General features: G+C 72.1%; 23 protein-coding genes and 3 pseudogenes. 16 read left to right on the forward strand and 10 right to left on the reverse strand.

Annotated elements, in window-relative coordinates:
* Positions 1-62: 62 nt before the first annotated feature.
* Both QQK29_RS00945 and QQK29_RS00950 read left to right on the forward strand, forming a co-directional pair.
* A complete protein-coding gene (locus QQK29_RS00945; protein WP_284297034.1) occupies positions 63-389 on the forward strand; it encodes a hypothetical protein in 327 nt (108 codons plus the stop codon).
* The gene (locus QQK29_RS00950) at positions 287-1,054 is read left to right on the forward strand and encodes a phosphotransferase (RefSeq protein ID WP_284297036.1); all 768 of its coding nucleotides are present in this window, start codon (positions 287-289) and stop codon (positions 1,052-1,054) included. Before QQK29_RS00945 ends, QQK29_RS00950 begins: the two co-directional genes overlap by 103 nt.
* Before the next feature lie 698 nt (positions 1,055-1,752).
* On the opposite strand, the gene QQK29_RS00955 is transcribed toward QQK29_RS00950, so the two are convergent.
* A complete protein-coding gene (locus QQK29_RS00955; protein ID WP_284297038.1) occupies positions 1,753-3,108 on the reverse strand; it encodes an MFS transporter in 1,356 nt (451 codons plus the stop codon).
* Between the two features lie 89 nt (positions 3,109-3,197).
* Between QQK29_RS00955 and QQK29_RS00960 the strand changes: the two genes are divergently transcribed.
* Complete coding sequence (locus QQK29_RS00960) at positions 3,198-4,040, forward strand: LysR substrate-binding domain-containing protein (RefSeq protein ID WP_284297040.1); 843 nt, start codon at positions 3,198-3,200, stop codon at positions 4,038-4,040.
* Between the two features lie 218 nt (positions 4,041-4,258).
* On the opposite strand, the pseudogene QQK29_RS00965 reads toward QQK29_RS00960, so the two are convergent.
* The 5 genes and pseudogenes from QQK29_RS00965 to QQK29_RS18305 form a co-directional block, all read right to left on the reverse strand.
* Positions 4,259-4,597 (reverse strand): annotated as a pseudogene (locus QQK29_RS00965) (PD-(D/E)XK nuclease family protein); the annotation flags it as partial.
* A gap of 512 nt (positions 4,598-5,109) precedes the next feature.
* Entirely contained in the window at positions 5,110-5,430 is a 321-nt protein-coding gene (locus QQK29_RS00970) for a 3'-5' exonuclease (protein ID WP_284301869.1), read from the reverse strand.
* Positions 5,403-7,268 (reverse strand): ATP-dependent helicase, encoded by a 1,866-nt coding sequence (locus QQK29_RS00975; RefSeq protein WP_284297042.1) that lies wholly within the window; start codon positions 7,266-7,268, stop codon positions 5,403-5,405. Before QQK29_RS00975 ends, QQK29_RS00970 begins: the two co-directional genes overlap by 28 nt.
* Positions 7,261-9,504: a PD-(D/E)XK nuclease family protein gene (locus QQK29_RS00980; protein WP_284297044.1), complete on the reverse strand. Its 2,244-nt coding sequence runs from the start codon at positions 9,502-9,504 to the stop codon at positions 7,261-7,263. Before QQK29_RS00980 ends, QQK29_RS00975 begins: the two co-directional genes overlap by 8 nt.
* A gap of 122 nt (positions 9,505-9,626) precedes the next feature.
* Positions 9,627-10,421 (reverse strand): annotated as a pseudogene (locus tag QQK29_RS18305) (UvrD-helicase domain-containing protein); the annotation flags it as partial.
* A 90-nt stretch (positions 10,422-10,511) separates the two neighbouring features.
* Between QQK29_RS18305 and QQK29_RS18310 the strand changes: the two are divergent.
* A complete protein-coding gene (locus QQK29_RS18310; protein ID WP_431308761.1) occupies positions 10,512-10,769 on the forward strand; it encodes a DUF3107 domain-containing protein in 258 nt (85 codons plus the stop codon).
* Between the two features lie 25 nt (positions 10,770-10,794).
* Positions 10,795-11,097 (forward strand): hypothetical protein, encoded by a 303-nt coding sequence (locus tag QQK29_RS00990; RefSeq protein ID WP_284297047.1) that lies wholly within the window; start codon positions 10,795-10,797, stop codon positions 11,095-11,097.
* 36 nt (positions 11,098-11,133) lie between these two features.
* On the opposite strand, the gene QQK29_RS00995 is transcribed toward QQK29_RS00990, so the two are convergent.
* Complete coding sequence (locus QQK29_RS00995; protein WP_284297049.1) at positions 11,134-11,865, reverse strand: ferritin-like fold-containing protein; 732 nt, start codon at positions 11,863-11,865, stop codon at positions 11,134-11,136.
* A 95-nt stretch (positions 11,866-11,960) separates the two neighbouring features.
* Between QQK29_RS00995 and QQK29_RS01000 the strand changes: the two genes are divergently transcribed.
* Positions 11,961-13,865 carry a DEAD/DEAH box helicase gene (locus tag QQK29_RS01000; RefSeq protein WP_284297051.1) on the forward strand — a complete coding sequence of 635 codons (1,905 nt, stop codon included), beginning with the start codon at positions 11,961-11,963 and terminating at the stop codon, positions 13,863-13,865.
* A 5-nt stretch (positions 13,866-13,870) separates the two neighbouring features.
* Positions 13,871-14,071, forward strand: coding sequence for a hypothetical protein (locus tag QQK29_RS01005; RefSeq protein ID WP_284297053.1), 201 nt, complete (start codon positions 13,871-13,873; stop codon positions 14,069-14,071).
* A 2-nt stretch (positions 14,072-14,073) separates the two neighbouring features.
* Here the strand turns inward: QQK29_RS01005 and QQK29_RS01010 are convergent, their stop codons facing one another.
* Complete coding sequence (locus QQK29_RS01010; protein ID WP_284297055.1) at positions 14,074-14,928, reverse strand: PHP domain-containing protein; 855 nt, start codon at positions 14,926-14,928, stop codon at positions 14,074-14,076.
* 146 nt (positions 14,929-15,074) lie between these two features.
* Here QQK29_RS01010 and QQK29_RS01015 point away from each other — a divergent pair, with 146 nt between their 5' ends.
* From QQK29_RS01015 to QQK29_RS01030, 4 genes are all read left to right on the forward strand, one after another.
* Complete coding sequence (locus QQK29_RS01015) at positions 15,075-16,094, forward strand: endonuclease/exonuclease/phosphatase family protein (protein WP_284297057.1); 1,020 nt, start codon at positions 15,075-15,077, stop codon at positions 16,092-16,094.
* A 23-nt stretch (positions 16,095-16,117) separates the two neighbouring features.
* On the forward strand, positions 16,118-17,569 hold the full coding sequence (locus QQK29_RS01020; protein WP_284297059.1) for an aminopeptidase P family protein: 1,452 nt from the start codon (positions 16,118-16,120) through the stop codon (positions 17,567-17,569).
* Positions 17,570-17,663: 94 nt separating this feature from the next.
* Entirely contained in the window at positions 17,664-17,918 is a 255-nt protein-coding gene (locus QQK29_RS01025) for a type II toxin-antitoxin system Phd/YefM family antitoxin (protein ID WP_284297061.1), read from the forward strand.
* Entirely contained in the window at positions 17,848-18,297 is a 450-nt protein-coding gene (locus QQK29_RS01030) for a type II toxin-antitoxin system VapC family toxin (RefSeq protein ID WP_284297063.1), read from the forward strand. The genes QQK29_RS01025 and QQK29_RS01030 overlap by 71 nt, the downstream gene beginning before the upstream one ends.
* Positions 18,298-18,361: 64 nt before the next feature.
* Here the strand turns inward: QQK29_RS01030 and QQK29_RS01035 are convergent, their stop codons facing one another.
* Entirely contained in the window at positions 18,362-19,285 is a 924-nt protein-coding gene (locus tag QQK29_RS01035) for a TetR/AcrR family transcriptional regulator (protein WP_284297065.1), read from the reverse strand.
* Positions 19,286-19,412: 127 nt separating this feature from the next.
* On the opposite strand from QQK29_RS01035, the gene QQK29_RS01040 reads away from it, so the two are divergent.
* Entirely contained in the window at positions 19,413-20,345 is a 933-nt protein-coding gene (locus QQK29_RS01040; protein WP_284297067.1) for an ATP-binding cassette domain-containing protein, read from the forward strand.
* Between the two features lie 88 nt (positions 20,346-20,433).
* On the forward strand, positions 20,434-21,171 hold the full coding sequence (locus QQK29_RS01045; RefSeq protein ID WP_284297070.1) for an ABC transporter permease: 738 nt from the start codon (positions 20,434-20,436) through the stop codon (positions 21,169-21,171).
* Positions 21,172-21,271: 100 nt separating this feature from the next.
* Here QQK29_RS01045 and QQK29_RS01050 read toward each other — a convergent pair whose 3' ends face one another.
* The gene (locus QQK29_RS01050) at positions 21,272-21,622 is read right to left on the reverse strand and encodes a general stress protein (RefSeq protein WP_284297072.1); all 351 of its coding nucleotides are present in this window, start codon (positions 21,620-21,622) and stop codon (positions 21,272-21,274) included.
* Positions 21,623-21,789: 167 nt separating this feature from the next.
* On the opposite strand from QQK29_RS01050, the gene QQK29_RS01055 reads away from it, so the two are divergent.
* The 3 genes and pseudogenes from QQK29_RS01055 (at position 21,790) to QQK29_RS01065 (ending at position 24,668) form a co-directional block, all read left to right on the forward strand.
* A complete protein-coding gene (locus tag QQK29_RS01055; protein WP_284297074.1) occupies positions 21,790-23,106 on the forward strand; it encodes a magnesium transporter MgtE N-terminal domain-containing protein in 1,317 nt (438 codons plus the stop codon).
* Positions 23,093-23,598: pseudogene (locus QQK29_RS01060) on the forward strand (DUF1003 domain-containing protein). The gene QQK29_RS01055 and the pseudogene QQK29_RS01060 overlap by 14 nt, the downstream one beginning before the upstream one ends.
* Positions 23,595-24,668, forward strand: a complete 1,074-nt coding sequence (locus QQK29_RS01065; protein ID WP_284297076.1) for a P-loop NTPase — start codon at positions 23,595-23,597, stop codon at positions 24,666-24,668. The pseudogene QQK29_RS01060 and the gene QQK29_RS01065 overlap by 4 nt, the downstream one beginning before the upstream one ends.
* Positions 24,669-24,990: the final 322 nt, after the last annotated feature.

Below are 24,990 nucleotides of genomic sequence, written 5' to 3' on the forward strand. Positions count from 1 at the left end.
AGAACACCGCCGAGGGCGTGGCGTGCCGGGCGGCCGGGGCGGGGCAGACCTACCCTGTCGCCATGGCCAGATCCCACCTCACTCTAGCGGCGCTCGCCACCTCGGCCGTCGCGGAGCTCGACGTCGTGGGCGCGGCGCCGTTCGGCTCCGCCGGACGTGGAGACTTCGACGCCGCCGTCATCACCGGACGCGACGGACGGCACTGGATCGTGCGTGTGCCCCGATCCGAACGCGCCGAGCAGCAGCAGTCGGCCGACCTCGTGGCGCTGCGCGCGCTCAGCCAGGGGTGCGCGCCCGGCTTCCGTTCGACGTCACCGTCTACGCGGGTCAGGCGCCCGTCGACGGCACCCGCGCCGTCGTGTGCGAGTTCGTCGCCGGCTCGCCCGTGACGCTCGCCGGCATCGACCTCGCCCTCGCCGAATCCATCGGACGCGCGATCGCCGCTGTGCACGCCCTCCCGACGAGCCTCGTGACGGATGCGGGACTGCCCGCCCAGTCTGCGGTCGACGCCCACCGGGCGACCCTCGCCCTCGTGGACCGCGCGGCCGCCACCGGCCTCGTGCCCGCCGCGCTGCTCGAGCGCTGGGAGCAGGCGGGACAAGACGGCGGTCTCTGGCAGTACACGCCGACCGTCGTCAACGGCGACCTCGGCGCGTCGTCGTTCCTCGCGAGCTCGGGCGACGTGACCGGCGTGCTCGGCTGGCACGGGCTGCGCATCTCCGACCCGGCCCGCGACCTCAACTGGGTGCTCGGCATCCGCCGCGAGGGCATCGCCGAGGCCGTGTTCGACGCGTACACACGCGTGCGCGGCTCGGTCGACCGCCGACTCCGGCAGCGCGCGACCCTGCACTCCGAACTCGAGGTGGCCCGCTGGCTGCTGCACGGCACCGAGCAGCGCGACACCTCGATCGTCGACGACGCCGTGCGCATGATGTCGCGCCTCGTCGACGAGCGCGTCGGCGACGCCGGCGAGTCGATCTCGCCGCCGACCCTGCCGATCCTGGCGGTCGACGAGGTGGAGGCGCTTCTGGACCGCGCCGAGCGGGTCTCCTAGGCGGGATCGCGGCGCTTCGCGGGCGGGGAATTCGGTTCCACGGCGCATGCCCTCGCGTATCGCCTGACGGCGATGCGCTCCCGCCCGACCCGGTGCCAGCGCCGTGGAACCGAATTCCCCGCCCGCTTCGCTCGACAACCCGCGCCCACCGACGCTCGGCACGCCCCCTTTTCCGTGGGGTTAAGTACGCGCTCGGCACGCCCGCTCTTCGGGTTGAGGGGCGCGCGCTCAGCACGCCCCTCTTCCGCGGGTTGAGTAGCGCGCGCTCAGCACGCCCCCTTTTTCGCGGGTTGAGTAGCCGCGCGCGCTGGGCGCGCGGCGTATCGAAACCCCCGCACGCGACACTGCGAGCGGCCGGGCTCGATGAGTCGCGTCCGCGCCCCGCGTCGCGCGGTGACGTCAACAGGGTTTCGATACGCCCGCGCCTGTCGGCGACGGGCTACTCAACCCGCGGTGAGGGGACCCCGACCCGCCTGCCACGCGGGAGTGTCGAGCGCAGCTGGGGTGCGGATTCGGTTCCCGGACGCTGGCATCGGGCGGCGCGCTGGAGCTAGGAGCGAAGGCCATTTCTGGCCTTCGCCGCGACGCCAGCGCCGACGGCCGTCTCGGCCGTCGGACCGAGCGCATCGCCGCAGGCGATACGCGGGGGCATGCGTCCGGGAACCGAATCCGCGTCCCCGCAAAGCGCCGAGAGCCCCCTACTCCACGAGCGGCGTCCGGCGCACCACGGTGAGGAGCCGTCGCGGCCGACGCAGGTCGACGCGCAAGCGCAGCTCCTGGCGGTGGGCGAGCGAGGCGCCGAGCACGAGTGCGCACAGCAGCGGCACCGCGCCCGCGATGAGGAACGCGAGCTGCCCGCCGAGGTTCTCGGCGATCCAGCCCATGACGACGCCGCCCGCGGCCTGCCCGCCCATGAGCACCATGATGTAGAACGACACCACGCGCCCCCGGATGGCGGGGTTGGTGGAGAGCTGCACGAGTGCCTCGGCGCTCATCGCGAACAGCAGGCGCGTCACGCCGATGCCCACGAGCGCCGAGACGAACACCGGGTACCAGCCGTCCCATCCGGCCAGCATCGTGACCGCGCCGTACAGCACCGTGAAGCCCACGACATCCCAGAGCCGCAGGCTGCGTCGCCGCGACGACAGGATCGCGCCGAGGAACGCGCCGCCGGCGCACAGCGAGTTGTACAGGCCGTACCCCGTCGCGCCGGTGCCGTAGGTCTCATCCGCGGCGGATGCCAGCAGCACAGGCAGGTTCATGCCGAACACGGCCACCGGGATCAGCAGCGCGAGCGTCCAGCGGATGGCTGGCTTGCGCCACGCGTACCGCACCGCCTCGCGGATCTGGCCGCGGGCGGCGGGCTGACGTGGCACCGGCACGAGTTCATGCGTGCGCATGAGCGAGATGGCGAGCACGGCGATCGCGGTCGTCGCGGCATTGACGGCGATCGACCACCCCGATCCGACGGCGGCGATGAGCACACCGCTGATGGCGGGGCCGAGCAGGCCGCCGAGGTGGAAGGTGGTGGCGTTGAGGCTGATGGCGCCGCGCAGGCGGTGCGTGCCGACCATCTCGGACACGAAGGCCGAGCGGCTCGGTCCCTCGATGGCGCCCGCGACGCCGGTGATGCCGGCGATCATGAGCACCTGCCACACGGCGACGTGCCCGGTGAGCACGAGGAGCGCGAGGATGCCGTTCGACACGGTGGCGACGGATTGGGTGACGAGCAGCACGGTGTGACGCGGCACGCGATCTGACAGCACCCCCGCCCAGACGCCGAGCAGCAGTGTCGGCGCGAACTGCAGCGCGACCGCGATGCCGACGAGGGCGACGTCGCCCGTGAGCTCGAGCACGAGCCAGTCGATCGCGACGCGGGCCATCCAGCCGCCTGTGCTGCCGAGGATCAGCGCGCCGAGGTAGAGCCGGTAGTTGAAGACCGCGAGCGCGGCGAAGCTCTGCCGGAAGGTGGGGCGCCGATCGAAGGTCGGGATCGGCTCGGTGATCGCGGGCACTCCGTCCGACGGGAGGTCGGGCGGAGGCGGGGATGACACGATTCAAGGCTAGGTGGGTCATTACATTGGGGCGAGCTATTCTGGCTATAACTCCCATTCGATTCTCGGATGCTATGCATGGAGGGCCGATGTTCGATCCCGTTCTGCTGCGCACCTTCGTGGCCGTCGCCGACACCTCGAGCTTCACGCGTGCCGCGGAACTCCTCGGCATCAGCCAGCCCACGGTCAGCCAGCAGGTGCGCAAGCTCGAGACGGCCGCGGGCAGGGTGCTCGTGTCGCGCGACACGCGCGCCGTGCAGCTCACCGACAACGGCGACGCCATGCTCGGCTTCGCGCGCGCCATTCTCGCCGCGCACGACGAGGCGGCCGCCTACTTCGTCGGCTCCGCCATGCGCGGACGCCTGCGCTTCGGCGCCGCAGACGACCTGGCTCTCACCCACCTGCCGCAGGTGCTGCGCGACTTCCGGCAGCTGTATCCGCAGATCAACCTCGAGCTGACCGTGGGGCAGAGCGGCTACATCGCGCGTCGACTCGCCGCAGGTCAACTGGACCTCGTCTACGTGAAGCAGGATCCCGGCAATACCGAGGGCCGCACGGTGCGACGCGAACGTCTCGTGTGGATCGCCCACCGCTCCCTGCGCCTGGAGCCGGATGCCACGGTGCCGCTCATCGTCTACCAGGCGCCGAGCTACTCGCGCGACGCCGCCATCCGCGCCCTCGAGGAGACGGGACGCACCTGGCGCATCACGTGCAACGTGCGCGAGGTCAACGGGGCCCTGGCGGCCCTGCGGGCCGGCATCGGCATCGCCGTGTTCCCGCGCCTGCTGATCCCCGACGACCTCGTCGAGATCACGGGAACCTTCGAGCTGCCGCGCCTGGGAGAAGTCGACTTCGCGCTGCTCTCCAACCCGCGCTCCTCCCGCGAACCCGTCGACGCCCTCGCGAACGCGATCCATGCGGCCGCCCGCTGAGCACGGGTCCTTGCCGCTGTCGAGCGAAGCGGGGTACTACCCGAACACCGCGCGCCAGCGCTCCAGCAGCTGCTCCTCGGTGTCGACGTGTTCGGGACGGATGACGAGGTCGTCGGCGACGAAGTAGAACGCCGCGTCGATGAGCGCCGGATCGATTCCTCCCACCGCGCATACGCGAGCCGGTAGAGCGCGAGCTGCAGCTGCTTGCGTTCGAGGTCGGCGTCGTCGCGCGGCGCCTTGCCGGTCTTCCAGTCGACGACCTCGTAGCGGTCGCCGTGCTGGTAGACGGCGTCGATCTTGCAGATCACGACGCGGCCGTCGAACGGCAGGTGGATCTCCCGTTCGACCTCCACGGGCTTGAGCTGCGCCCACGGCGAGCGCTCGAAGGTGGCCTGCAGTTCGGCGAGCCGGTCGGCGTCGACGATGTCACCGTCGGAGTCGAGTTCGAAGGGCGCGGCATCGAGCTCGTCGGCGCCGCCGACGCGCCCGTAGCGCTCCTCCACCCAGGAGTGGAACAGGGTGCCGAGCCGCGTCGCCCGGTAGGGGCGCTCGGGCATGGGCCGACGCAGCTCCGCAGCCACGGCATCCGGGTCGCTCACGAAGTCCTTGAAGGCGGATGCGGGGATGCGCACGGGAAGCGGCACGACGCCCTCGCGCGTGAGTCGACGCTCCCGCTCCTCGAGCAGCAGCTGGGCCTCGCGCGCCCACCGCCCGACGAGCGCCGGTGACGCGGCGCGCACGGCATCCGCGGCAGCACGCACGGCGGCGGCCCGGGAGCCGAACGGCTCGTTGGGCCACACCGTCCATTCCGCCTCGGCTCCCTCGGGCGGCTCCGTCGTCGCGGATGCCGCCGGCGGTTCCGCCACGATGCCCACGTCGGCGAGCTCGAGCAGGAAGCCGCTCGGCGTGCGCGGCTTCTTCTGCCCCGCCCAGAACGACCCCGAGAGCAGCAGGTGATCGCGCGCGCGCGTGACCGCGACGTAGGCGAGCCGGCGCTCCTCGGCCCGGTAATGCTCGACGACGTCGCCGCGGAATCGCTTGACCTCGGCGACGTACTCCTTGCGCGTCGTCACCGCATCGAGGTCGAGGCGCGGCAGGTGGTCGCGGTCGCCGCGCTCGGGCCAGGGAAGCGGCCGAAGCCGAGCCAACCGCCGTAGCCCTCGATGGGTGCGGCCGGCAGTTCGTCTTCCACCCAGCGCGGCACGGCCACGATGTCCCACTCGAGCCCCTTGGCGCCGTGGATCGTGAGCACCTGCACCGTGCCGGGTTCGGGATCCTCGGGGCGAGGCGTGAGGTCTTCACGCTGTTCGGCCTCGCGCAGCCAGGCCAGGAACCCGGAGAGCGTGGCTGTCTCCGCGATCGCTAGGTACCCCGAGAGCGCGTCGAGCAGCGCGTCGAGGTTCGCCTCCCCGCGGTGCGGGTCTCGTTGGCGGCGATCTCGATGTCGAGCCGCAGTTCGCGCGCGACGAGCACGAGCAGTTCGGGAAGTTCGAGACCCGTGCGCGACCGCAACCGGTCGAAGGTCGTCGCGGCGGCACGCAGCCGGGCGAGTCCCTCCGCGCTGAAGCCCTCGAGCGCGCGGTGACCCTCCGCGGCGCGCCCCACGAACTCGAGCGCGTCGACGATCGAGCCGCCTTCGTCGCCCGCGACCGACTCGCGGATGCGCTGCTGCAGTTCGTCGGAGAGGATGCCGCTCTCGGCACTGTCGTGGCGGCCGAGCCAGCCCGCCACCTCGCGCAGCTGGTCGAGGTCGGCGACACCGATACGCCACCGCGCCCCCGCGAGCAGCCGCAGCAGCTCGAGCCCCGCATCCGGGTCGTCGAGCACCCGCAGGGCACTCACCAGGTCGGCGATCTCGGGCTCGGCGAGCAGGCCGCCGACGCCGAGCACGTGGTACGGCACCCCGGCCTCACGCATCGCGTCGAGGAAGTACGGTTGCGTCTTGCGCGCGCGCAGCAGAAGTGCCGCGGATGCCGGGCGCCCGGTGCGCACACGCGACTCGTCGAGCCGCTGGCGCAGCCACCGTGCGACGGCAGCGGCCTCCTCGGTGACCGTCTCGGGGTAGATGCTGTCGACGCCGAACTCGCTGGCACCCGGCCGGGCTTCGAGGGTCGGCACCTCGGCGCCCTCACCCGTGCTCGCGCCCACGAGGGTGTTGGCGGCGTCGAGGATGCGGGTGCCGTTGCGCCAGCTCGTCGAGAGCGTGAAGCGCGTGGCCGGGTGGCCATCCCGGCGGCGGAACCGTGGGCGGAACTCACGCAGATTCGACGCGCTCGCACCCCGCCATCCGTAGATCGACTGGTTGGGGTCGCCGACGGCCGTCACGGGGGTTCCGGCGAAGAGCTCGGCGAGCAGGTCGGTCTGCACGACGGAGGTGTCTTGATACTCGTCGAGCAGCACGACCCGGAACCGGGCGCGCAGCTCCTCGACCGCGGCCGGGCGGGCGCGCACCGCGTGCAGGGCGAGCACGACCTGATCGGCGAAGTCGACCGCTCCGCGCAGGCGCTTGGCCTCGTCGTACTCACGGGCGAGGTCGACGAGCAGCTCGAGCTGCGCGATCTCGCGCATCCGCTCGACGTCGGAGGCATACTCCGCCGTGCCGCCGAGCGGCAGTTCGGGCAGGCCGGCGAAGCGGCGGCCGATCGCGCGGATGCGCTCGGGGTCGGCGTCGTTGTCGGCGATGCCCCGCGCGATCTGCAGGGTCGCCTCGACCACCGACTCGAGGCGCTTGTCGAGCTGCTCGAGCCGCGGGTCGGTGCTGCGCACCACGACGTTCCGGGCGAGCTGCCAGGCCGCCGCCTCGCCCAACACCACGCCATCGCCGTCGCGGCCGAGCACGAGCGCGTTGTCGCGGAAGACCGTGCTCGCGAAGGAGTTGTAGGTGGAGATCTCGGGGGCGTCGAAGAGGTCGTGGTCGTCGGGGGCGAGGCCGGCGGTGTGCAACTCGGCGAGACGGGTGCGGATGCGTTCGGCGAGTTCACCGGCCGCCTTGCGCGTGAAGGTGAGGCCCAGCACCTCGGCGGGCTTGAGGTGGCGGTTCGCGACGAGCCACAGCACGCGATTGGCCATCGTCTCGGTCTTGCCCGAGCCCGCGCCCGCCACGACGAGGGCGGGCTCGGCTGGATCCGCCTCGATCACGGCCTGCTGCTCGAGCGTCGGATAGCGCACCGACTCGCCCCGCACCTCGGCGAGCGCCTCGGCGATGCGGCGCGCGGTGACCTCAGTCATGGGTCACCTCCGGCACGCGCGGCAGCAGCGACTCGGGCACGGGCTTGCCGCGGAACTCGCGCGCCTCGCGCGGGCCCTCGAAGCTCGCGGCCGCCATGACCTTCGCCGCCTCGAGGATGCGCTCCCGGAAGCTCGCGAGCGACTCCTCGTCGAGCACGAGCTGCACACCCTCGCGGTAGAGCTTGCCGCGCACGCCCGACTTCACGAATACGAGCTTGGCTCCCCCGGCGCGGTGCTCACCGTGGGGCGCGAGGAACTCGTCGAGCACGCCCTCGCGATAGGCGAGCTGATAGGTCGCGAGCTGCGGATGCGCGTCGATGACCGGCTGCGAGGTCTCGGGGGTGCCGGTCTTGAGATCGACGATGACGACCTCGCCGCCCGGCGCGAGCTCCACGCGGTCGATGCTGCCCGACACGATCACGTCGTCGGCAACGGGGAAGCGGAACCGACCCTCGGCCGCCACGAGCGTCTTGTCGTGGGCGGCGAAGTCGCGCAGGTACTCGGCGAGCGCTCGGATGAGGCCGAGCGTCGCGCGACGCTGGAACTCGGCGATCCACGGCGCGTCGAAGGGCAGCTCGGGCCAGCGCCGCTCGACCTGCGCCCACAGGGCCTCCACCTCGGGCGACTCGGCGGTCTCCATCGCCCAGTGCACGATCGTTCCGACGCTCATGGCGATCGAGGAGCTGCCGCCCGCCAGGCGCGACACGGCCCAATCGAGGGGCGACTCCTCGACGTTCGCGAGCTGCGAGGGCGACACCCGCACGGGCTCGTCGGAGAAGAGGGGCGCATCCGTGGACGGCTCGCGCAGCCCCAGCCACTCATCCGGATCGGCCCCGGTGACCTGCCGCTCGGCGAGCAGGGCGAGCAGGGATGCGGCGTCGGCCGCGGCACCCGCCCCCGCGGCGGAGGCGCGTGCGAGGTCGCGACGCAGCAACCCCGTGAGACCGCGCAGCGTGAGGGGCGTCGCGCTCAGCCGCGGAGGTCGCCCGTCGTGCGGGCGCAACAGCTCGACCGCATCCGGCGCGAGCGAGAAGAGCACGCTCGAGGTCTCATCGTCGTTGTCGACGGCCGCGAGCACGACACGCTCCGACGCGCGCGAGACCGCGAGCGCGAACATCCGCAGCTCGTCGTCGAGGACGAGCTTGCGCTCGTCGATGGATGCCGCGTCGCGGCCCTCGAGCGCGCGCACGAGGCGCTGCGGTGCGAGCAGCGACCCGCGCGGTCGCAGATTGGGCCACGCACCATCCTGCAGCGAGGCGACCACGACCGTTCGGAACTCGAGCCCCACCACGGCCGATGGCGTGGCCACGAGCACGGCGTCGTCGACGCGCGCGGGCGCGAGCAGGTCGTCGGCGATGTCGGAGTCGAGCACGTGCTCGAGGAAGGTGTCGGGCTTGTCGACGGGACGTTGCTCCACGTAGCGCTTCGCCGCGGCGAAGAGCGCGACGACCCCGTCGAGATCGCGATTGGCCTCTGCCGCCTCGATGCCGCTGCCGAGCGCCGCCCGCCGCCAGCGCTCGGCGACACGACTGCGTTCCCACGCCGTCCAGAGCAGCTCCTCGATCGTGGCGTCGTCGGCCATGCCGCGCAGCACCTCGAGGGTCTCAGCGAGCCGCGCGGCGCGTGTGGCGGCCCGGCCCTCGATGGTCGCGAGCCGCCCCGGCGCCGCCAGCGCCTCGGCCACGAGCTCGGCGCCGGGGCGCGTGCCGCCGCCCGCGAGCTCCTCGTGGCGCAGCGCGAGCCGCAGGCGCCGGAGGCCGAGCGGGTCGAGCCCGCCGAAGGGGCCGGTGAGCAGCTCCGCCGCCGTCTCGGCGTCGAGTGGGCGCCTGCCGATGCCGACCTCGATGAGCGCCAGCAGCGCCCGCGGCGCGGGGTCGTCGCGCAGGGGCGTGCCGCGCCCCGTCGTGCGGGTCGGCACCTCGGCTCGCGAGAGCGCCCGCGCGAGCTCGGGAATCTGCGCGCCCGAACGCACGACCACCGCGAGCCGCGACCACGGAACGTCGTGCAGCAGATGCTCCTCGCGCAGCACGCGCGCGATCGCGGCGGCGTGCCGGGCAGGCGTCGTGGCGCGCAGCGTCGCGACAGCGGGGCGTTCCGGATGCGGCTCCACGCGTGCGGGAGACGCCGCCACCGCCGCGCGCCGCTGCGGCCCGGCGGCCGCCGTGCCGATGCGCTCGACGGTGCGCGCGACGAGGGCGCGCAACTCGGGCCCTCCGCGGTGCACGGTCTCGAGCACGAGCCGGTCGCCGTCTGCGATGCCGAGCGAGGCGGCGAAGCGCCCCGCGACATCCGCCTCTCCCCGCGGAAGGCGTTGGCCGCGACATCCGGGTCGCCGAAGGCGATCACCGCGACACCCCGGTCGAGCAGCGCCCGCAACACCGCCATCGTCGACTCGGTGGCCTCTTGCAGGTCGTCGACGAGCACGAGCCGGAGGCGGGAGATGCGGTCGTCGTCGCCGCCCTCGCGGATCGCGCGCACGGCGAAGCTCACGATCTCGGCGGCGTCGAACTGCTCGGGGCGGTTCTGCGCCTGAGTGGCGGCGTATTCGCGCATGAACGCGGCGGCGGCGGCCCAATCGGCGCGCCCCGCCTCGCGGGCGAGCTCGGCGACGCGGTCGGCGTCGGCGCCGTACTCGGTGGCGCGCGCCATGAACTCCCGCAACTCGCTGCGGAATCCGCGCAGCTCCCGCACCTCGGGGGTGAGGGGCTCGGGCCAATCGGGGCCGGTGCCGTCGGCGATGTGGCCCGCGAGGTAGGCGGCGATATCGGCATCCTGTTCGGTGCCGGTGAGCAGCCGGGGCGCCGGATGCCCCGCCACCCGCGCCGCCGCGCCGACCACCTCGTAGGCGAGCGAGGCGACGGTGCGCGCGAGCGGTCCGTCGGTCGGAACCCCGATCCGCCGAGCGAGCCGGTCGCGCAACCGCGCCGCAGAGGCGCGCGAGGGAGCGAGCACGAGCAGCTGCTCGGGCGCCCAACCGCGCGCCACCCGGTCGGCGACGAGCTCGACGAGGGTCGTGGTCTTGCCGGTTCCCGGCGCTCCGAGCACGGCAGCGGATGCGTCGTCGGGCAGCGCGAGCACGGCGGCCTGCGAGGCGTCGAGCTCGAGGGCGCGCACCTCCTCGGGCGCGTCGACGGCGAACCGGGTGTCGGGCATGCGGCTACCGTATCGGGCGGCGGCGACACCGCATCCGCCCCCGCGAGCACGGCATCCGCGCCCGGGTTCCGCCCAGGGAGAACGCCCCGGATGCCGCGCGTCGGCATCATCTACGCTCAACACGTGGACATTCGCATCGGTATCGCCAACACCGCCCGCGAGCTCTCCTTCGAGAGCGCGCAGACCCCCGCCGAGGTCGAGAAGATCGTCGCGGACGCCCTCTCCTCCGACGCCAAGTTCCTGAGCCTCACCGACGACAAGGGCAAGGTGTACGTCGTTCCGATCGCCGCGCTGGCCTACGTCGAGATCGGCGAGGGTGAGACCCGTCGGGTCGGCTTCGTCGCCTGACGCCCGCATCGCCTAGGATCGCGGCGTGGAGATCGTCTTCGTCACCGTCATCGGCGCCGGCCTCGGCGGACTGATCCGCTACCTCGTGCCGGGTCGCCGCACCTACGGCCTCGCGCTGCTTCCCGCCGTCGGCGCGGCAGCCACCTCCGGGGTGTGGGCGCTCCTGGTCTGGCTCGGCTGGCCGTTCGACGGCGGCTGGATCTGGACCGTCTCCATCCTCGCCGGCATCGCGGCCGACCTCGCCGTCGCGCTCCTCCTGCCGCGAACCCGCGACGCCGCCGACGCGCGCGCCCTGCACGAGCTGACCGGCGGCCGGCTCTCGCGCTAGGCGATCCCCGGCAGCGCCGTCAGGCCGGCAGCGCCCCTAGGCCGTCAGCCCCAGTTTGTCCATGCGGCGGGTGTGGGCCGCGATGAGTTCGGTGAACACGGGGTCCACGCGCTCCTCCGAGGCGTCCGGATGCTGCGCGATCGCGAGCCGCGCCACGAGCATCGTGTCGCCCACGAGCCGCCGCCCCCACATCGCCAGCCGCGACGCGAGCCGCGGGTTGTCTTCGATCGCGAGCCGCAGCTCCTCCACGAGCACCGCCTCGCCTTCGCGGCGTTGCAGCAGCGTGGCAGCGCGGTCGTCGAGCTCGTCGGGCAGCCCGGATGCGAGTCCCGCGAAGAAGTCGAGCAGGAAACCGTTGGTGAGGTAGCAGGTCACGAGGATCTCGTACCAGTCGGCGCCCTTCGTGCGGCGCTGGTAGTCGTCGAGCGGCACGCGGAACGGCTCCATCTCGGCCGCGGGATCCGCGCCCATGCGCTCGAGCTCGGCCGAGAGACCCTCGTGCATCGCGAGCATCTCGGATGCCGCGCGCGCCAGCCGCGACTTGGCATCCGTGGTGGGGGCGGTCGTCACCGCGCGGCCCAGATTCTCGAACAGCACGATCGTCAGATAGGCCGTCTGACCGAGGAATCGCGCGGGCGACGGGGCCAGGTCGCGCAGCTCGACCCGGGCGACGGCGACGGCCTCGGAGCGGGGGCAACCTGAAGCGTCCCCGGGCGCGGACGCGAGCGACGACGGAACCAGGCCACCGAGCCAGTGTAGAGGTCTCATCCCGCCGCCTCGGGAACGCGCCCGGTAGACTGGGCCCCCTCACACCCACAGACAGGTATTCCTTGACTTTCAGCGATCTAGGCATCGACCAGGACATGGTCGACGCGCTGGCGGCGAAGGGCATCATCGAGCCCTTCCCCATCCAGACCCAGACCATCCCCCTCGGCCTCGCCAAGCAAGACATCATCGGCCAGGCGAAGACGGGCACCGGCAAGACCTTCGGCTTCGGCCTCCCCGTGATCCAGGCCCTCGGCGAGAACCCCGGCCCCGGCGTCAAGGCGCTCATCGTCGTGCCGACGCGCGAACTGTGCGTGCAGGTGGCCGAAGACCTCGAACTCGCGGCCTCCAACCGCCCCACCCAGATCGTCGCCATCTACGGCGGCAAGGCCTACGAGGGCCAGGTGGAGCAGCTCAAGGCGGGCGCCCAGATCGTCGTCGGCACCCCCGGCCGCCTGCTCGACCTCGCCGGTCAGCGCCTGCTCTCCCTCAAGGACGTGCAGGTCATGGTGCTCGACGAGGCCGACAAGATGCTCGACCTCGGCTTCCTGCCGGATGTCGAGAAGCTCTTCGCGCAGACGAGCCCCACCCGTCACACCATGCTGTTCTCGGCCACGATGCCGGGCCCCGTCGTCGCCCTCGCGCGCCGCTTCATGACGCGGCCCATCCACATCCGCGCCACCGACCCCGACGAGGGCCTCACGCAGGCCAACATCAAGCACGTCGTCTACCGCGCGCACTCGCTCGACAAGGACGAGGTCATCTCGCGCATCCTCCAGGCGGAGGGTCGCGGCAAGACGGTCATCTTCACGCGCACGAAGCGCGCCGCCGCGAAGCTCGTCGAGGAGCTGAACGACCGCGGCTTCAACGCGGGCGCCGTGCACGGCGACATGAGCCAGGACGCACGCGAGCGTTCCATGGCGGCGTTCAAGGCCGGCAAGAAGGACATCCTGATCGCGACGGATGTGGCGGCGCGCGGCATCGACGTCAACGACGTCACCCACGTGATCAACCACACCGTGCCCGACGACGCCGACACCTACCTGCATCGCGCGGGCCGCACGGGGCGCGCGGGCAAGACGGGCATCGCCGTGACGTTCGTCGACTGGGACGACATGCACAAGTGGCGCCTCATCGACCGCGGACTCGATATGGGCATCCCCGAGCCGGTGGAGACCTACTCCTCGTCGCCGCACCTCTACGCCGAACTCGACATCCCCGAGGGCACGAAGGGTCGCCTGAAGCCTGCGGCGCCTGCCTCCGAGCGTGCGCCGCGACAGAGCAGCTCGCGCGGCGCCGGTGCGGAGAGGTCCGACTCCGGTGACCGCACGCGATCGCGTCGTCGCACGCGCGGCGGGTCGGGGGCAGCGGATCGGGTGGCGCGCAGGCAGCAGCCTCGCGTCCCGAGGGCGCAGGCACCCACGACGGCAAGGGCACCGAGCACCACGACGGCAACGCCGCACCGGCCAAGCGTCGCCGGCGGCGCCGGCGCAGCGGGGGCGCGACGGGCGCGCCGACCCCGCCGCCCGCGGGCTGATCGCTTTGCGCGGCGGCGCGCACTCGCGATACTGAGTACGCATCAGCGCGAGGAGGTCGAGTCATGCGAGCTCCTCGCGCGCTGGGCGCGGCGCTCCTCGTCGCCGTCGCGCTCACCGGGTGCTCGGGCACCCCGCGGCCGAGCCGCGCGCGACGCCGACGCACTCGCGCGAGGTCGCCTCCACCTACCGCTGCCTCGCCGACCACTCCCCTGGACCCTCGACCTCGACGCGATCTACCGGGAGTGGTACGACGCTGCGGCGGCGGAGCACGCGCTCGACGGCGGAAGCGTCACGGGAACCGCCGAGCTGAGCTTCACACGCGGCCCGCACCCGAGCTGGACCTTCCGGGCCAGCGGGGTGAGCTACGAGCTGTTCTTCGCGGGGGCGTGCGCGAGACGACGAGCTCGTCGCAAGAGCTGCGGGGTAGCTACACGCTGCCCGAGCCCGGCGGCATCCTCACCCTGACGAGCGTGCGCACGGTCGGGGGCACCACGGATGCCGCATCCCTCGCCGAGGATGGCACGCGCACCGCGGGCACGAGCGTGGCGGCCCCGCGCTTCCCCTGGGACGCCGATGCCGGCACCGCACTCGCCATCACCTGCACCGAGCACCTGCTCGTCGTGAGCGCGCCCGGAGAGACGCCCGACACGTGGGATCTCGCGCCCGGGTGAGGTCAGCCGGTGCGGAACGGGCGTGATCCGGTGGCACGCGCGACGATCGCGTCGTACACCTCGGGCGAGGTCGTGTTCTCGCCGAGCCGGTTGGGCTTGCCTGCGCCGTGGTAATCGCTCGAGCCCGTCGTGACCAGGCTGAAGCGCTCGGCCAGGTCGATCCAGTGCGGGCGTCCGGCGGGCGGGTTGTCGCGGTGGTCGAGTTCGAGGCCGAACAGCCCCGCGTCGACGAGCGCCCGCATCCGCTTGTCGGAGAGCACGCGTTGCGGACCGCGCGCCCCCGGATGCGCGATCACGGCGACCCCGCCGGCCTCCGTGATGAGCCGCACGCCTTCGACCGGCAGCGGGGCCTCGTGCGGGCGGTAGTAGCCGCCCTGCCAGTGCAGGATCGTCTGGAACGCCGCCGAGCGGTCGCTCACGTGGCCGCGAGCGACGAGCGCGTCGGCGATGTGCGGGCGGCCGATCGTGGCGCCCGGCGTCGCCTGGGCGAGCACGTCGTCCCAGTCGAGCGCGTAGTCGCGGCCGATCCGCTCGACCATCGACTCCGCGCGATGCAACCGCTCGGAGCGGATGGCGGCCGTCGCCTCCACGAGGGCGGGATCGGTGGGGTCGACGAGGTAGCCGAGGATGTGCACGCTCGCGTAGTCGAGCTGCGTCGAGAGCTCGATGCCGGGCACGAGCTCGAGCCCCGTGCCGTCGGCCGCGTCGGTCGCCTGGTCCCAGCCGGCGGTCGAGTCGTGGTCGGTGATCGCGAGCACTCCGAGGCCCGCTGCGACGCCAGCCGCGACGAGCTCGGCGGGCGATTCCGTGCCGTCGGACACGCTCGAGTGGGCGTGCAGATCGATCGGTCCCGGCATCCCCTCATGCTAGGGCGGCGCGCGGCGACGTCGCAGACACAGGCCGAACCGCACGTTCTGCGCTCCGTCCGCGGCGGCACACGCGACTCAGCCTGTATCTGCGACGCGTCGGCCCTCACCCGGCGACGTCGCCTAGGCTCGACGCGATGATCGGACGCCTGCTCACCGCCGCGGTCACCCTTCTCCTCGCCGCCCTGCTGCTCGTGGCCTGCTGGCCCCAGCTGTTCGGGCTGCAGCAGACGATGGGGGTGGCCCAATTGGTGTCGCTGCGCGGCATCGCCGCACTCGTCGCGGTGCTGCTCGCGGTGCTGCTGACCCTCGTGGCGCTGCTCACCGCGCAGACGCGGCGTTTCTTCGCGGGCCTCGCGGTGCTGCTGCTGGCCTTCGCCGTCGTCTCGACGGGCGTGCTCGCGGTGCGCGGCTTCGGCGGCGGCGCTTTCCAGACCACCGCGGAGGGCGACCTCGTGGTGCTCTCCTGGAACACCCTCGGCGATGCCCCGGGCGCCGAGACGATCGCCGAACTCGCGCTCGAGGTCGATGCGGATGTCGTGGCGCTGCCCGAGACGAGCCACGAGGCGGGCGAGCAGGTGCGCGCGCTGCTGGCCGCATCCGGGCACGAGATGCAGCTCATCGACCTGCAGGCCGACCAGATCTCGAAGGCGCGCTCGACGGTGCTGCTCATCAGCACCGCGCTCGGAGAGTACGTGCGTGACGACACGGTCGGCACGACCCCCACACTGCCGAGCGTGGTCGCGGTGCCCGCCGACGGCACCGGACCCACCATCGTCGCCGCGCATCCGGTGGCCCCCGTGCCGGGCGAGATGCAGAACTGGCGTGACGGGCTGGGCTGGCTCGCCGACCACTGCGCGGACGCCGACGCGAACCTCATCGTGGCCGGCGACCTCAACTCGACGCTCGACCACTGGGCAGGGCTCGGATCGGATGTCGGTCTCGCCGCCTGCGACGACGCGGCGCGAGCCGTGGGCACGGCGGCCGTCGGCACCTGGCCGACCCTGCTGCCCCCGCTGCTGGGGGCCCCCATCGACCACGTGCTCGCGACGCCCGCGTGGCAGCCGATCGGCTTCCGCGTGATCGAGTCGGCCGACGGCGCCGGCTCCGACCACCGCCCGGTCGTCGCCCAGCTGCGCCCTGCAGACGGTTCCTAGCGCCGAGTGGGAGGATGGAGGGTATGGCAGACACGACCCCCGTCGACACGACGGAGCGCTCCTCGGCCGCCACCACCTCGGCGACCGCGAACCGCTCCACGACCCCCACCTCCGACGCCTTCCGCGAGTTCATCTCGAGTGGGTGGGCCGAGCGAGCGGATGCGGCACCGTCGCCGCGTGAGCAGGCCGCGTTCGCCGCCGCCCGCCGCATGCGCCTCGCCGCGAAGTTTCCGGGGGCGACCCTCGTGATCCCGGCAGGCCCCGCGAAGGTGCGCTCGAACGACACCGACTACCCCTACCGCGCCCACTCCGCGTTCTCGCACCTCACGGGCTGGGCGAGCGACACCGTGCCCGGCGCCGTGCTCGTGATCGGCCCGGGTGACGACGCCCCGGCCACGCTCTACTTCACCCCCACCGCGGGCCGCGACACCGAGGAGTTCTACGCGAACGCGGCGATCGGCGAGTTCTGGACGGGCCCGCGCCCCTCTCTCGCCCACGTCGCCGCCGATCTCGCCCTGGAGACGCGAGCCCTCAGCGAGCTCGCGGCGCCTGGCGACGAGGTGCTCGTGCTGCGCGGTGTCGACCCGGCCGCCGACGACCTCGCCGAGGCCACCGCGAGCGAGGCCGAGCTGCTGCGCACCGTGAGCGAGCTGCGTCTCGTCAAGGACGAGTACGAGGTCGCCGAGCTACGCGCCGCGATCGCGGCGACCAAGGCGGGTTTCGACGACGTCATCGCCGACTTCCCGCAGATCGTCGCCCACCCGCGCGGGGAGCGGCTCGTCGAGGGCACCTTCAACCGTCGGGCCCGGGCCGAGGGCAACGCCGTCGGCTACGACACGATCGCGGCCTCGGGGCCGCACGCCTGCATCCTGCACTGGACCCGCAACGACGGCCCGGTCGCCCCCGGCGACCTGCTGCTGCTCGACGCGGGCGTCGAGCTCGACTCGCTCTACACGGCCGACATCACCCGCACCCTGCCCGTCTCCGGCACCTTCACCGAGGTGCAGCGCCGGGTGTACGAGGCGGTGCGGGAGGCGGCGGATGCGGCGTTCCAGATCGTGCGCCCCGGCATCCGGTTCCGCGAGATCCACGCCGAGGCGATGAAGGTGATCGCCGCCAAGACGGCCGAGTGGGGCTTCCTGCCGGTGAGCGCCGAGGAGTCGCTCGAGCCCTCGCTGCAGTACCACCGCCGCTACATGGTGCACGGCACGAGCCACCACCTGGGCATCGACGTGCACGACTGCGCGCAGGCGCGTCGCGAGCTCTACCTCGACGGGGTGCTCGAGCCGGGCATGGTGTTCACGATCGAGCCGGGGCTGTACTTCCAGCCCGACGACCTGACCGTGCCCGCGGAGTATCGCGGTATCGGCGTGCGCATCGAGGACGACATCCTCGTGACGGCCGACGGTGCCGAGAACCTCTCGGCCGACATCCCGCGCACGGCCGACGAGGTCGAGGCCTGGCTCGCGGGCTGAGCTGCGCTGTGTGCCGCTCTGCTGATCGAGTACCACGCACAGCGCGGCGTTATCGATCTTGACTTAGTCCACTGGACTTAGTCACACTGGTCGCATGACGACCGTCAACGTGCATGAGGCCAAGACCCACCTCTCGCAACTGCTCGCCCGTGTGGCAGAGGGTGAAACCGTCATCATCGCGAAGGCGGGGCGGCCCGTCGCGCGCTTGAGCCCGATCGAGCGCGATGACCAGCGCGCGTCGCGCCTCGGGTTCATGGCCGGGCAGGTCACCGTGCCGGATGACTTCGATCGCATGTACGAAGACGAGATCGCCGACCTGTTCGAAGGCTCGCAGGAGGGCGGCCGGTGATCCTCGTCGATACTCATCTGTTGATCTGGGCGGCAATCGGAAGCCCGCGTCTCAGCGAGGCAGCTCGGGCGGCGATCGAGTTCCCGGCTCCCCTCCGTTCTTCAGCGCCGTGAGCATCTGGGAGGTGGCGGTGAAGAGCGCACTGGATCGACCGGATTTCCGCATCGATGCTCGGCGCCTGCGCCATGAGTTGCTGGCATCGGACTACCGCGAACTCGACGTGACGAGCGCGCACGGCATCGAGGCGGCATCGCTCCCCCGCCACCACCGCGACCCATTCGACCGGATGCTGGTGGGTCAAGCCGCGTCGGAGGGGTTGACGCTCCTCACGAGCGACCGTCGGCTCGCAGCGTACGGCTCCGTCGTGCAGCTGGTTTAACCGCTGGTCGAGTAGCCCGCGCGGCGGCCCCGGTATCGATCCGACGCACCGTTGTGCCACATGATCAACGGCTATGGCGCAGGCGCTCGCGCGCGTCACGCAGGCGCTCGCGCTCGCGCTTGCGGGCTTCGCGCAGGGCCTTCTCGGCCTCGCGGCGCGCCTTGACCGCCTCCTTGACCTTCGGGTCGCGCGCCGCCTGATCCTCGAGCGGATCGGGCGGAGACGCGGGTGCGTCGGGAGCGCCGGGCAGCGTCTCGAGGTAGCGCTCGATGCCGTCGAGCACCCGCTCGAGCCCGAACGCGAAGGGGCTCTCGGGGCTCGGACCGAAGACGCCGGCCTCGAGCGCCCGATGCACCTCGGGGAACTGCTCGGGTGTGATCAGGGCCGCGATGACGTCCGAGGCGCGGCGTTCGAGCTCGGCCGGGTCGACCGCTGCGGCCTCTGCGGCCGCGAAGTAGCCGCGTTCGACGAGGCCCTGCCACCGCACCTGCGCCAGGACGGCAAGTGCGATCCCGAGCTTCGCCTCGTAGCCTGCGGGCACCTCGCCGAGCACCGCGAGCGCCGCGTCGAGCCACGCGAGGTTGTTGGGGGTCTGCGGCGTTCCGTCGATCGCCACGTCGAGCAGCCACGGATGCTCGCGGTAGGTCTCCAGGGTCGCGCGCGCCCACTCGTGCAGGCCGGTGCGCCAGCCCTCCGCCTCCAGCACCGACTCCGGCGGCACGCCGACGCCCGTCTCCTGCATGAGCACGAGCAGGTCGTCTTTCGAGGTGACGTAACGGTAGAGCGACATCGGCGTGTAGCCGAGCGCGCTCGCGACGCTCGCCATCGATACGGCCGCGAGGCCGCCGGCATCCGCGATCTCGATCGCCGCGTCGACGATGCGCTCGATCGACATCTCGCGCTTGGGCCCGCGCTGCGGGTTGGCGGCAACACCCCACGCGAGCGCGACCGCGCGCGGCAGCTCGGGTTCGGCGGGGATATCGGTCATCGGTGCCTCATCGTATCCGGATCGGAATGCCGCTTGACATGAGCGGTGCGAACTGTGTATCTCTTAAACAGTCACGCATATGTCGTAAACAGTTTACGGCATCCACTCATCATCGGAAGGATACGCGATGGACGCCATCACCGTCCGCGGCATCCGCAAGAGCTTCGGCGACAATGCGGTGCTGCGCAGCATCGACCTCGCCGTGCCCGCGGGCGCCGTCTTCGCCTTGCTGGGCCCCAACGGGGCAGGCAAGACCACCCTCATCAACATCCTCAGCACCCTCGTCGCCCCCGACGCGGGCACGGCCCACGTCGCCGGCCACGACGTCGTGCGCGAACCCGAACGGGTCAAGCGCAGCATCAGTCTCACCGGGCAGTCGGCCGCGGTCGACGAAGTGCTCACGGGCGCCGAGAACCTGCGGATGATGGGCAAGCTCTCGGGCCTCGACCGCCGCTCGGCGCGTCGTCGGGCCGAGGAACTGCTCGAGCGCTTCGGGCTCCAGGATGCGGCCCGCAAGCGCGTCGGCACCTACTCGGGCGGTATGCGGCGGCGACTCGACCTCGCCATCAGCCTCATCCTGACCCCGCCCGTCGTGTTCCTCGACGAACCCACGACAGGACTCGACACCCGCAGCAGGCAGGCCCTGTGGGACGAGATCCGCGGCCTCACCGCGAACGGCACCACGGTGCTGCTCACGACGCAGTACCTCGAGGAGGCCGACCAGCTCGCCGACCGGATCGCCGTCATCGAGCACGGCACCGTCGTGGCCGAAGGCACCCCCGACGAGCTCAAGGCGCGCGTCGGCGGCGGCGAGATGCTCACCGTGAGCGACGACGCGGGCACCGTGCTCGCCGAGCTGCCCACCGACGGCACCCTCGCCGGCCTGCGCCGAGCGCTCGATGGGCTGGCAGGCGATGGGCTGGCAGAGACGGATGCCGCATCCGTCGCCCTGCGCTCCCCCAGCCTCGACGACGTGTTCCTCGCCGTCACGGGCGCCCCTGCCAACGCCGCACCCGCGGCATCCGACCGCGAGCCCGCGCTCGCCAGCCCGAAGGGATGACCCCGATGACCACTCTCACCGCACCCACCGCGACTGCCGGATTCGCGTCCGGCGGCCTCGTGCCTCCCCGCGCCGCCTGGCGGTCTTCATGACCTTCGTCGGCCGCAGCGTGCTGCACACCCTGCGCACGCCCGATGCGCTCGTGATGGCGATCGCGCTGCCGACGATGCTCATGCTGCTGTTCACGCAGGTGTTCGGCGGCGCCATCGACCCCACGGGCGGCTACGTCGACTACGTCGTGCCCGGCATCATCCTGCTGTGTGCGGGGTTCGGTGCCGCCTCGACCGCGGTCGACGTCGCGAACGACATGAAGGCCGGCGTCATCGAGCGCTTCCGCACGATGCCGTTTCGCGCCGAGACCGTCATCGCGGGCCACGTCGTCGCGAGCCTCGTGCGCAACCTCGTGGCCACCGGCATCGTGATCGGCGTCGCCGTGCTCGTCGGCTTCCGCCCGAACGGCTCGCCGCTCGAGTGGGTGGGCATGTTCGCGCTCATCGCCGGCTACATCCTCGCGATCACCTACCTGTTCGCGGCGATCGGACTCGCGGCGTCGAACCCCGAGGCGGCGAACGGCTACGGCTTCTTCCTCATGTTCCTGCCCTACCTCTCGAGCGCCTTCGTGCCGGTCGAGACGATGCCGGAGTGGCTGCGGCCGCTCGCCGAGCACCAGCCGCTCACCCCGATCATCGAGACGATCCGCGGACTGCTCCTCGGCACCGAGATCGGGCAGAGCGGATGGTGGGCGCTCGGCTGGTGCGCGCTCATCCTCGGCGTCGCCGTCGTGCTGACCCGCGTGCTCTTCCGCGCGAAGGCGGGGCGCCGCTGAGGGCGTCGGTTTCGAGACGCGGCTTTGCCGCTCCTCAACCCGCTCGACAGCCGAGGTGGTTGAGGAGCGTCCGCAGGACGCGTCTCGAAACCGCTGACCGCTACGGGTGCCGCGCGAGCGCGTCCTGGGCGCGGGCGAGTTGCCCGGGCTCGAGCACGATCTGGTAGTTCGCCGCGATCACCTGCGAGATCGATTCGAAGTCGCGGCTGCGGCGGCTCACGGCGTAGCCGATGAGCTGCAGGAAGAGCCCGAGGGCCGCACCGATGAAGACCGCCGCCGCGAACAGCTGCCAGGTGAAGGTCGGCGAGATGAGGCTCAGCAGCAGCCCCATGAAGATGCCGAACCAGGCGCCCGAGAGCATGCCCGAGAGGGCGGCCCGGTTCCAGGAGCGCTTGCGGGTGACGATCTCGACGCTCGTGAGACCGTTGCCGACGATCGCGAGCTTGGCCACAGGAAGTCCGCCTTCGCCAGGCGATCGACCACCTTCTGGGCCTCGGGGTACGAATCGTAGGTGCCGAGCACGTCGCCCTGCGGAACCGTCAGGGGAACGCCGCGGCGCACGAAGGGTGAAGGGCTGGTCACCCCGCCATTCTCGCATCCGGCGGGTAGGGTTTGAGCGTGAGCGCCACGAGAGTCTTCGTCGCCCGCTTGGCGGGGTGCTCCGTCTTCGACCCCAACGGCGACCGGGTCGGCCGGGTGCGCGACGTGCTCGTCGTCTACCGCCCCAAGAGTTCACCGCGCGTCGTCGGGCTCATCGTCGAGATCCCCGGGCGTCGTCGGGTGTTCGTCTCCATCGGCCGCGTGACGAGCATCGGCGCCGGGCAGATCATCACGACGGGACTCATCAACCTGCGCCGCTTCGAGCAGCGCGGCGGCGAGGTGCGCGTGATCGCCGAGCTGCTCGGCCGCCAGGTCACCCTGCGCGACGGATCCGGCGAGGCCACGATCGAAGACGTCGCGATCGAGGAGGCCGGCCCCGGCGAGTGGGTCGTCGGCGAGCTCTTCCTGCGTCGCCCCCGCACGAGCGCCGCTCCGTTCGGCAAGGGGTCGACCGTGCTCGCGGGATGGGACAAGGTGCGCGAGAAGACCGCACCTGGTGAGGCCCAGTCCGCCGAGCAGCTCATCGCGACCTACGCCGACCTGCTGCCCGCCGACCTCGCATCCACGCTGCTCGATCTGCCGGAGGAACGCCGCATCGAGGTCGCCGAGGAGCTCTCGGATGACCGCCTCGCCGACGCACTCGAGGAGATGCCCGAGACCGACCAGATCGACATCCTCGCCCAGCTCGGCGACGAGCGCGCGGCCGACGTGCTCGACCAGATGGAGCCGGATGACGCAGCCGACCTGATCGCGCAGCTCCCGGAGGAGCGCGGTGAGGCGCTGCTCGGCCTCATGCAGCCCGAAGAGGCCGAGGACGTGCGCTTCCTGCTGAGCTACGCCCCCGAGACCGCGGGTGGCCTCATGACGACCGAGCCGATCATCGTCTCGGCCGATGCGACGGTGGCCGAGGGTCTCGCCCTCATCCGTCGCCACGAGCTCGCGCCGGCCCTCGGAGCCGCGGTGTGCGTGACCCTGCCGCCCTACGAGCCGCCGACCGGCCGCTTCCTCGGCTTCGTGCACTTCCAGCGCATGCTGCGCTACCCGCCGCACGAGCGGCTCGGCACGCTCATCGATGCGACCCTCGAGCCCGTCGCCGCCGACACGAGCGCGGCCGAGGTGGCGCGCATCCTCGCGTCGTACAACCTCGTCTCGCTGCCTGTCGTCGACGAGAAGCACCGGCTGCTCGGGGTGGTGACCATCGACGACGTCCTCGACTACCTCCTGCCGGATGACTGGCGAAGTACCACGGAAGAGCTCCCCGAACCCGTGAGCACCGACACCGCAGCCATCCCGACCCGTACGAGTGGAAGGAGGACGACGCATGGCACGCCGTAACGAGCCCCGCCTGGATGCGCCCAAGGGCATCCGCACGACCTTCGGCTTCCGCTCGTCGGGCCGCGACCGCTTCGGACGGTTCACCGAGGCGATCGCCCGCGGCATGGGCACCCCGTGGTTCCTGCTCGGGCTGAGCGCCTTCGTGCTCGCGTGGATGACGTGGAACACCTTCGCGCCCGACGGCCTGCAATTCGACCGCGCCGACTACGGGTTCATCGCCCTCACGCTCGTGCTCTCGTTGCAGGCCTCGTACGCCGCACCCTCATCCTGCTCGCCCAGAACCGGCAGGATGACCGCGACCGGGTGCAGATCGAGCAGGATCGTCAGCGCGCCGAGCGCAACCTCGCCGACACCGAGTACCTCGCGCGCGAGGTCGTGGCGCTGCGGCTCGCGGTGAAGGAGATGGCGACGCGCGACTTCATCCGCGCCGAACTGCGCGGCCTGCTCGAGGAACTGGATCGGGAGAAGGAGCCCGACGAGGTCGGCAAGTGACCGCACCTGCCGCGGGCGCACCCGACGCGGCCGCGGTGCGGAGTGCTCTGGCGCGTGTGCTCGACCCCGAGATCCGGCGCCCGATCACCGAACTCGACATGATCCGCGCGGTCGACGTCGAGGGCGCGACGGCACAGGTCGACCTGCGGCTGACGATCGTCGGCTGCCCGGCCGCCGACCGCATCGAGCGTGACGTGCGTGCCGCGGTGCTCGGGGTGCCCGGCATCCGCGAGATCGAACTGTCGGTGGGGGTGATGACACCCGCCGAGCGCGAGACGCTCGTGCGGCGACTGCGCGGCACCAAGCGGATGCCGTTCGGCCCCGGCACGCTCACCCGCGTGATCGCGGTGACCTCCGGCAAGGGCGGGGTGGGCAAGTCGACGGTGACGGCCGAGCTCGCGACGGCGCTCGCGGCCCGCGGACTCGCGGTGGGCCTCGTCGACGCCGACGTGTTCGGGTTCTCGATTCCCGGCATCCTGGGCATCCCGGATGCCAAGCCCACTCAGGTGGGCGACATGATCCTGCCGCCCATCGCGAACGAGGTGAAGGTCATCTCGATCGGCATGTTCGTGGATGACCGCACACCGGTGTCGTGGCGCGGCCCGCTGCTGCACCGCACGATGCAGCAGTTCCTCACGGATGTGCACTTCGGCGATCTCGACGTGCTGCTGCTGGATCTGCCGCCCGGCACCGGGGATGTCGCGATCACCCTCGGGCAGTTGCTGCCGAACGCCGAAGTGATCGTCGTGACGACGCCGCAGGCGGCGGCCGCGGATGTGGCCGAGCGGTCGGGCCTGCTCGCCCGGCAGACCGGTCAGACGGTGATCGGCGTGGTCGAGAACATGTCCGGCGGCGTCTTCGGCACCGGCGGCGGCGACGAGGTGGCGCGGCGCCTGGAGGTGCCGCTTCTGGCGCGGGTGCCGCTCACCGGGGCGGTGCCCACCGCGGGCGACGTGGGCTCTCCCGTCGTGCTGGGCGATCCCGCAGAGCCGGCGGCAGCCGCGCTGCTGGGGCTCGCGGATGCGGTGGTCGCCCGCGGCCGCGGCCTCGCGGGGCGCTCGCTGCTGTAGCGGCGCCTGCGGCGGCGGTTTCGAGACGCGTCGCGCTGCGCGCGGCGCTCCTCAACCACCTCGGCAGGGCACTTCTCAGGTGGTTGAGGAGCGTCGCGGAGCGACGCGTCTCGAAACCGCCGCCCCCTATGGCTCGACGAGCCGCCCCAGCAGCTCCACGAGCAACCGCTCGGCGATCGGCGCGGGCAGTGTCTCGATGAGCGCGATGAGCGGCGCCTGCGCGTCGGGCAGCTCCGCTCCCCGCCGATCCCGATGCCCTGCAGCAGCGCCCATGCGGTCTCCGAGTCGAGCGCCGACGGGTCAAGCGGTGGCAGCCCCGCGA

It is taken from the genome of Homoserinibacter gongjuensis (genome assembly GCF_030161875.1).
In the GTDB taxonomy this organism is placed as follows: domain Bacteria; phylum Actinomycetota; class Actinomycetes; order Actinomycetales; family Microbacteriaceae; genus Homoserinibacter; species Homoserinibacter gongjuensis.

Coding starts and splice junctions, on each gene's coding strand:
- QQK29_RS00945 (WP_284297034.1), top strand. CDS start 63: ATGGCCAGATCCCACCTCACTCTAGCGGCGCTCGCCACCTCGGCCGTC.
- QQK29_RS00960 (WP_284297040.1), top strand. CDS start 3,198: ATGTTCGATCCCGTTCTGCTGCGCACCTTCGTGGCCGTCGCCGACACC.
- QQK29_RS00975 (WP_284297042.1), bottom strand. CDS start 7,268: ATGACTGAGGTCACCGCGCGCCGCATCGCCGAGGCGCTCGCCGAGGTG.
- QQK29_RS18310 (WP_431308761.1), top strand. CDS start 10,512: ATGCCGCGCGTCGGCATCATCTACGCTCAACACGTGGACATTCGCATC.
- QQK29_RS00995 (WP_284297049.1), bottom strand. CDS start 11,865: ATGAGACCTCTACACTGGCTCGGTGGCCTGGTTCCGTCGTCGCTCGCG.
- QQK29_RS01000 (WP_284297051.1), top strand. CDS start 11,961: ATGGTCGACGCGCTGGCGGCGAAGGGCATCATCGAGCCCTTCCCCATC.
- QQK29_RS01010 (WP_284297055.1), bottom strand. CDS start 14,928: ATGCCGGGACCGATCGATCTGCACGCCCACTCGAGCGTGTCCGACGGC.
- QQK29_RS01015 (WP_284297057.1), top strand. CDS start 15,075: ATGATCGGACGCCTGCTCACCGCCGCGGTCACCCTTCTCCTCGCCGCC.
- QQK29_RS01020 (WP_284297059.1), top strand. CDS start 16,118: ATGGCAGACACGACCCCCGTCGACACGACGGAGCGCTCCTCGGCCGCC.
- QQK29_RS01025 (WP_284297061.1), top strand. CDS start 17,664: ATGACGACCGTCAACGTGCATGAGGCCAAGACCCACCTCTCGCAACTG.
- QQK29_RS01030 (WP_284297063.1), top strand. CDS start 17,848: ATGACTTCGATCGCATGTACGAAGACGAGATCGCCGACCTGTTCGAAG.
- QQK29_RS01035 (WP_284297065.1), bottom strand. CDS start 19,285: ATGACCGATATCCCCGCCGAACCCGAGCTGCCGCGCGCGGTCGCGCTC.
- QQK29_RS01040 (WP_284297067.1), top strand. CDS start 19,413: ATGGACGCCATCACCGTCCGCGGCATCCGCAAGAGCTTCGGCGACAAT.
- QQK29_RS01045 (WP_284297070.1), top strand. CDS start 20,434: ATGACCTTCGTCGGCCGCAGCGTGCTGCACACCCTGCGCACGCCCGAT.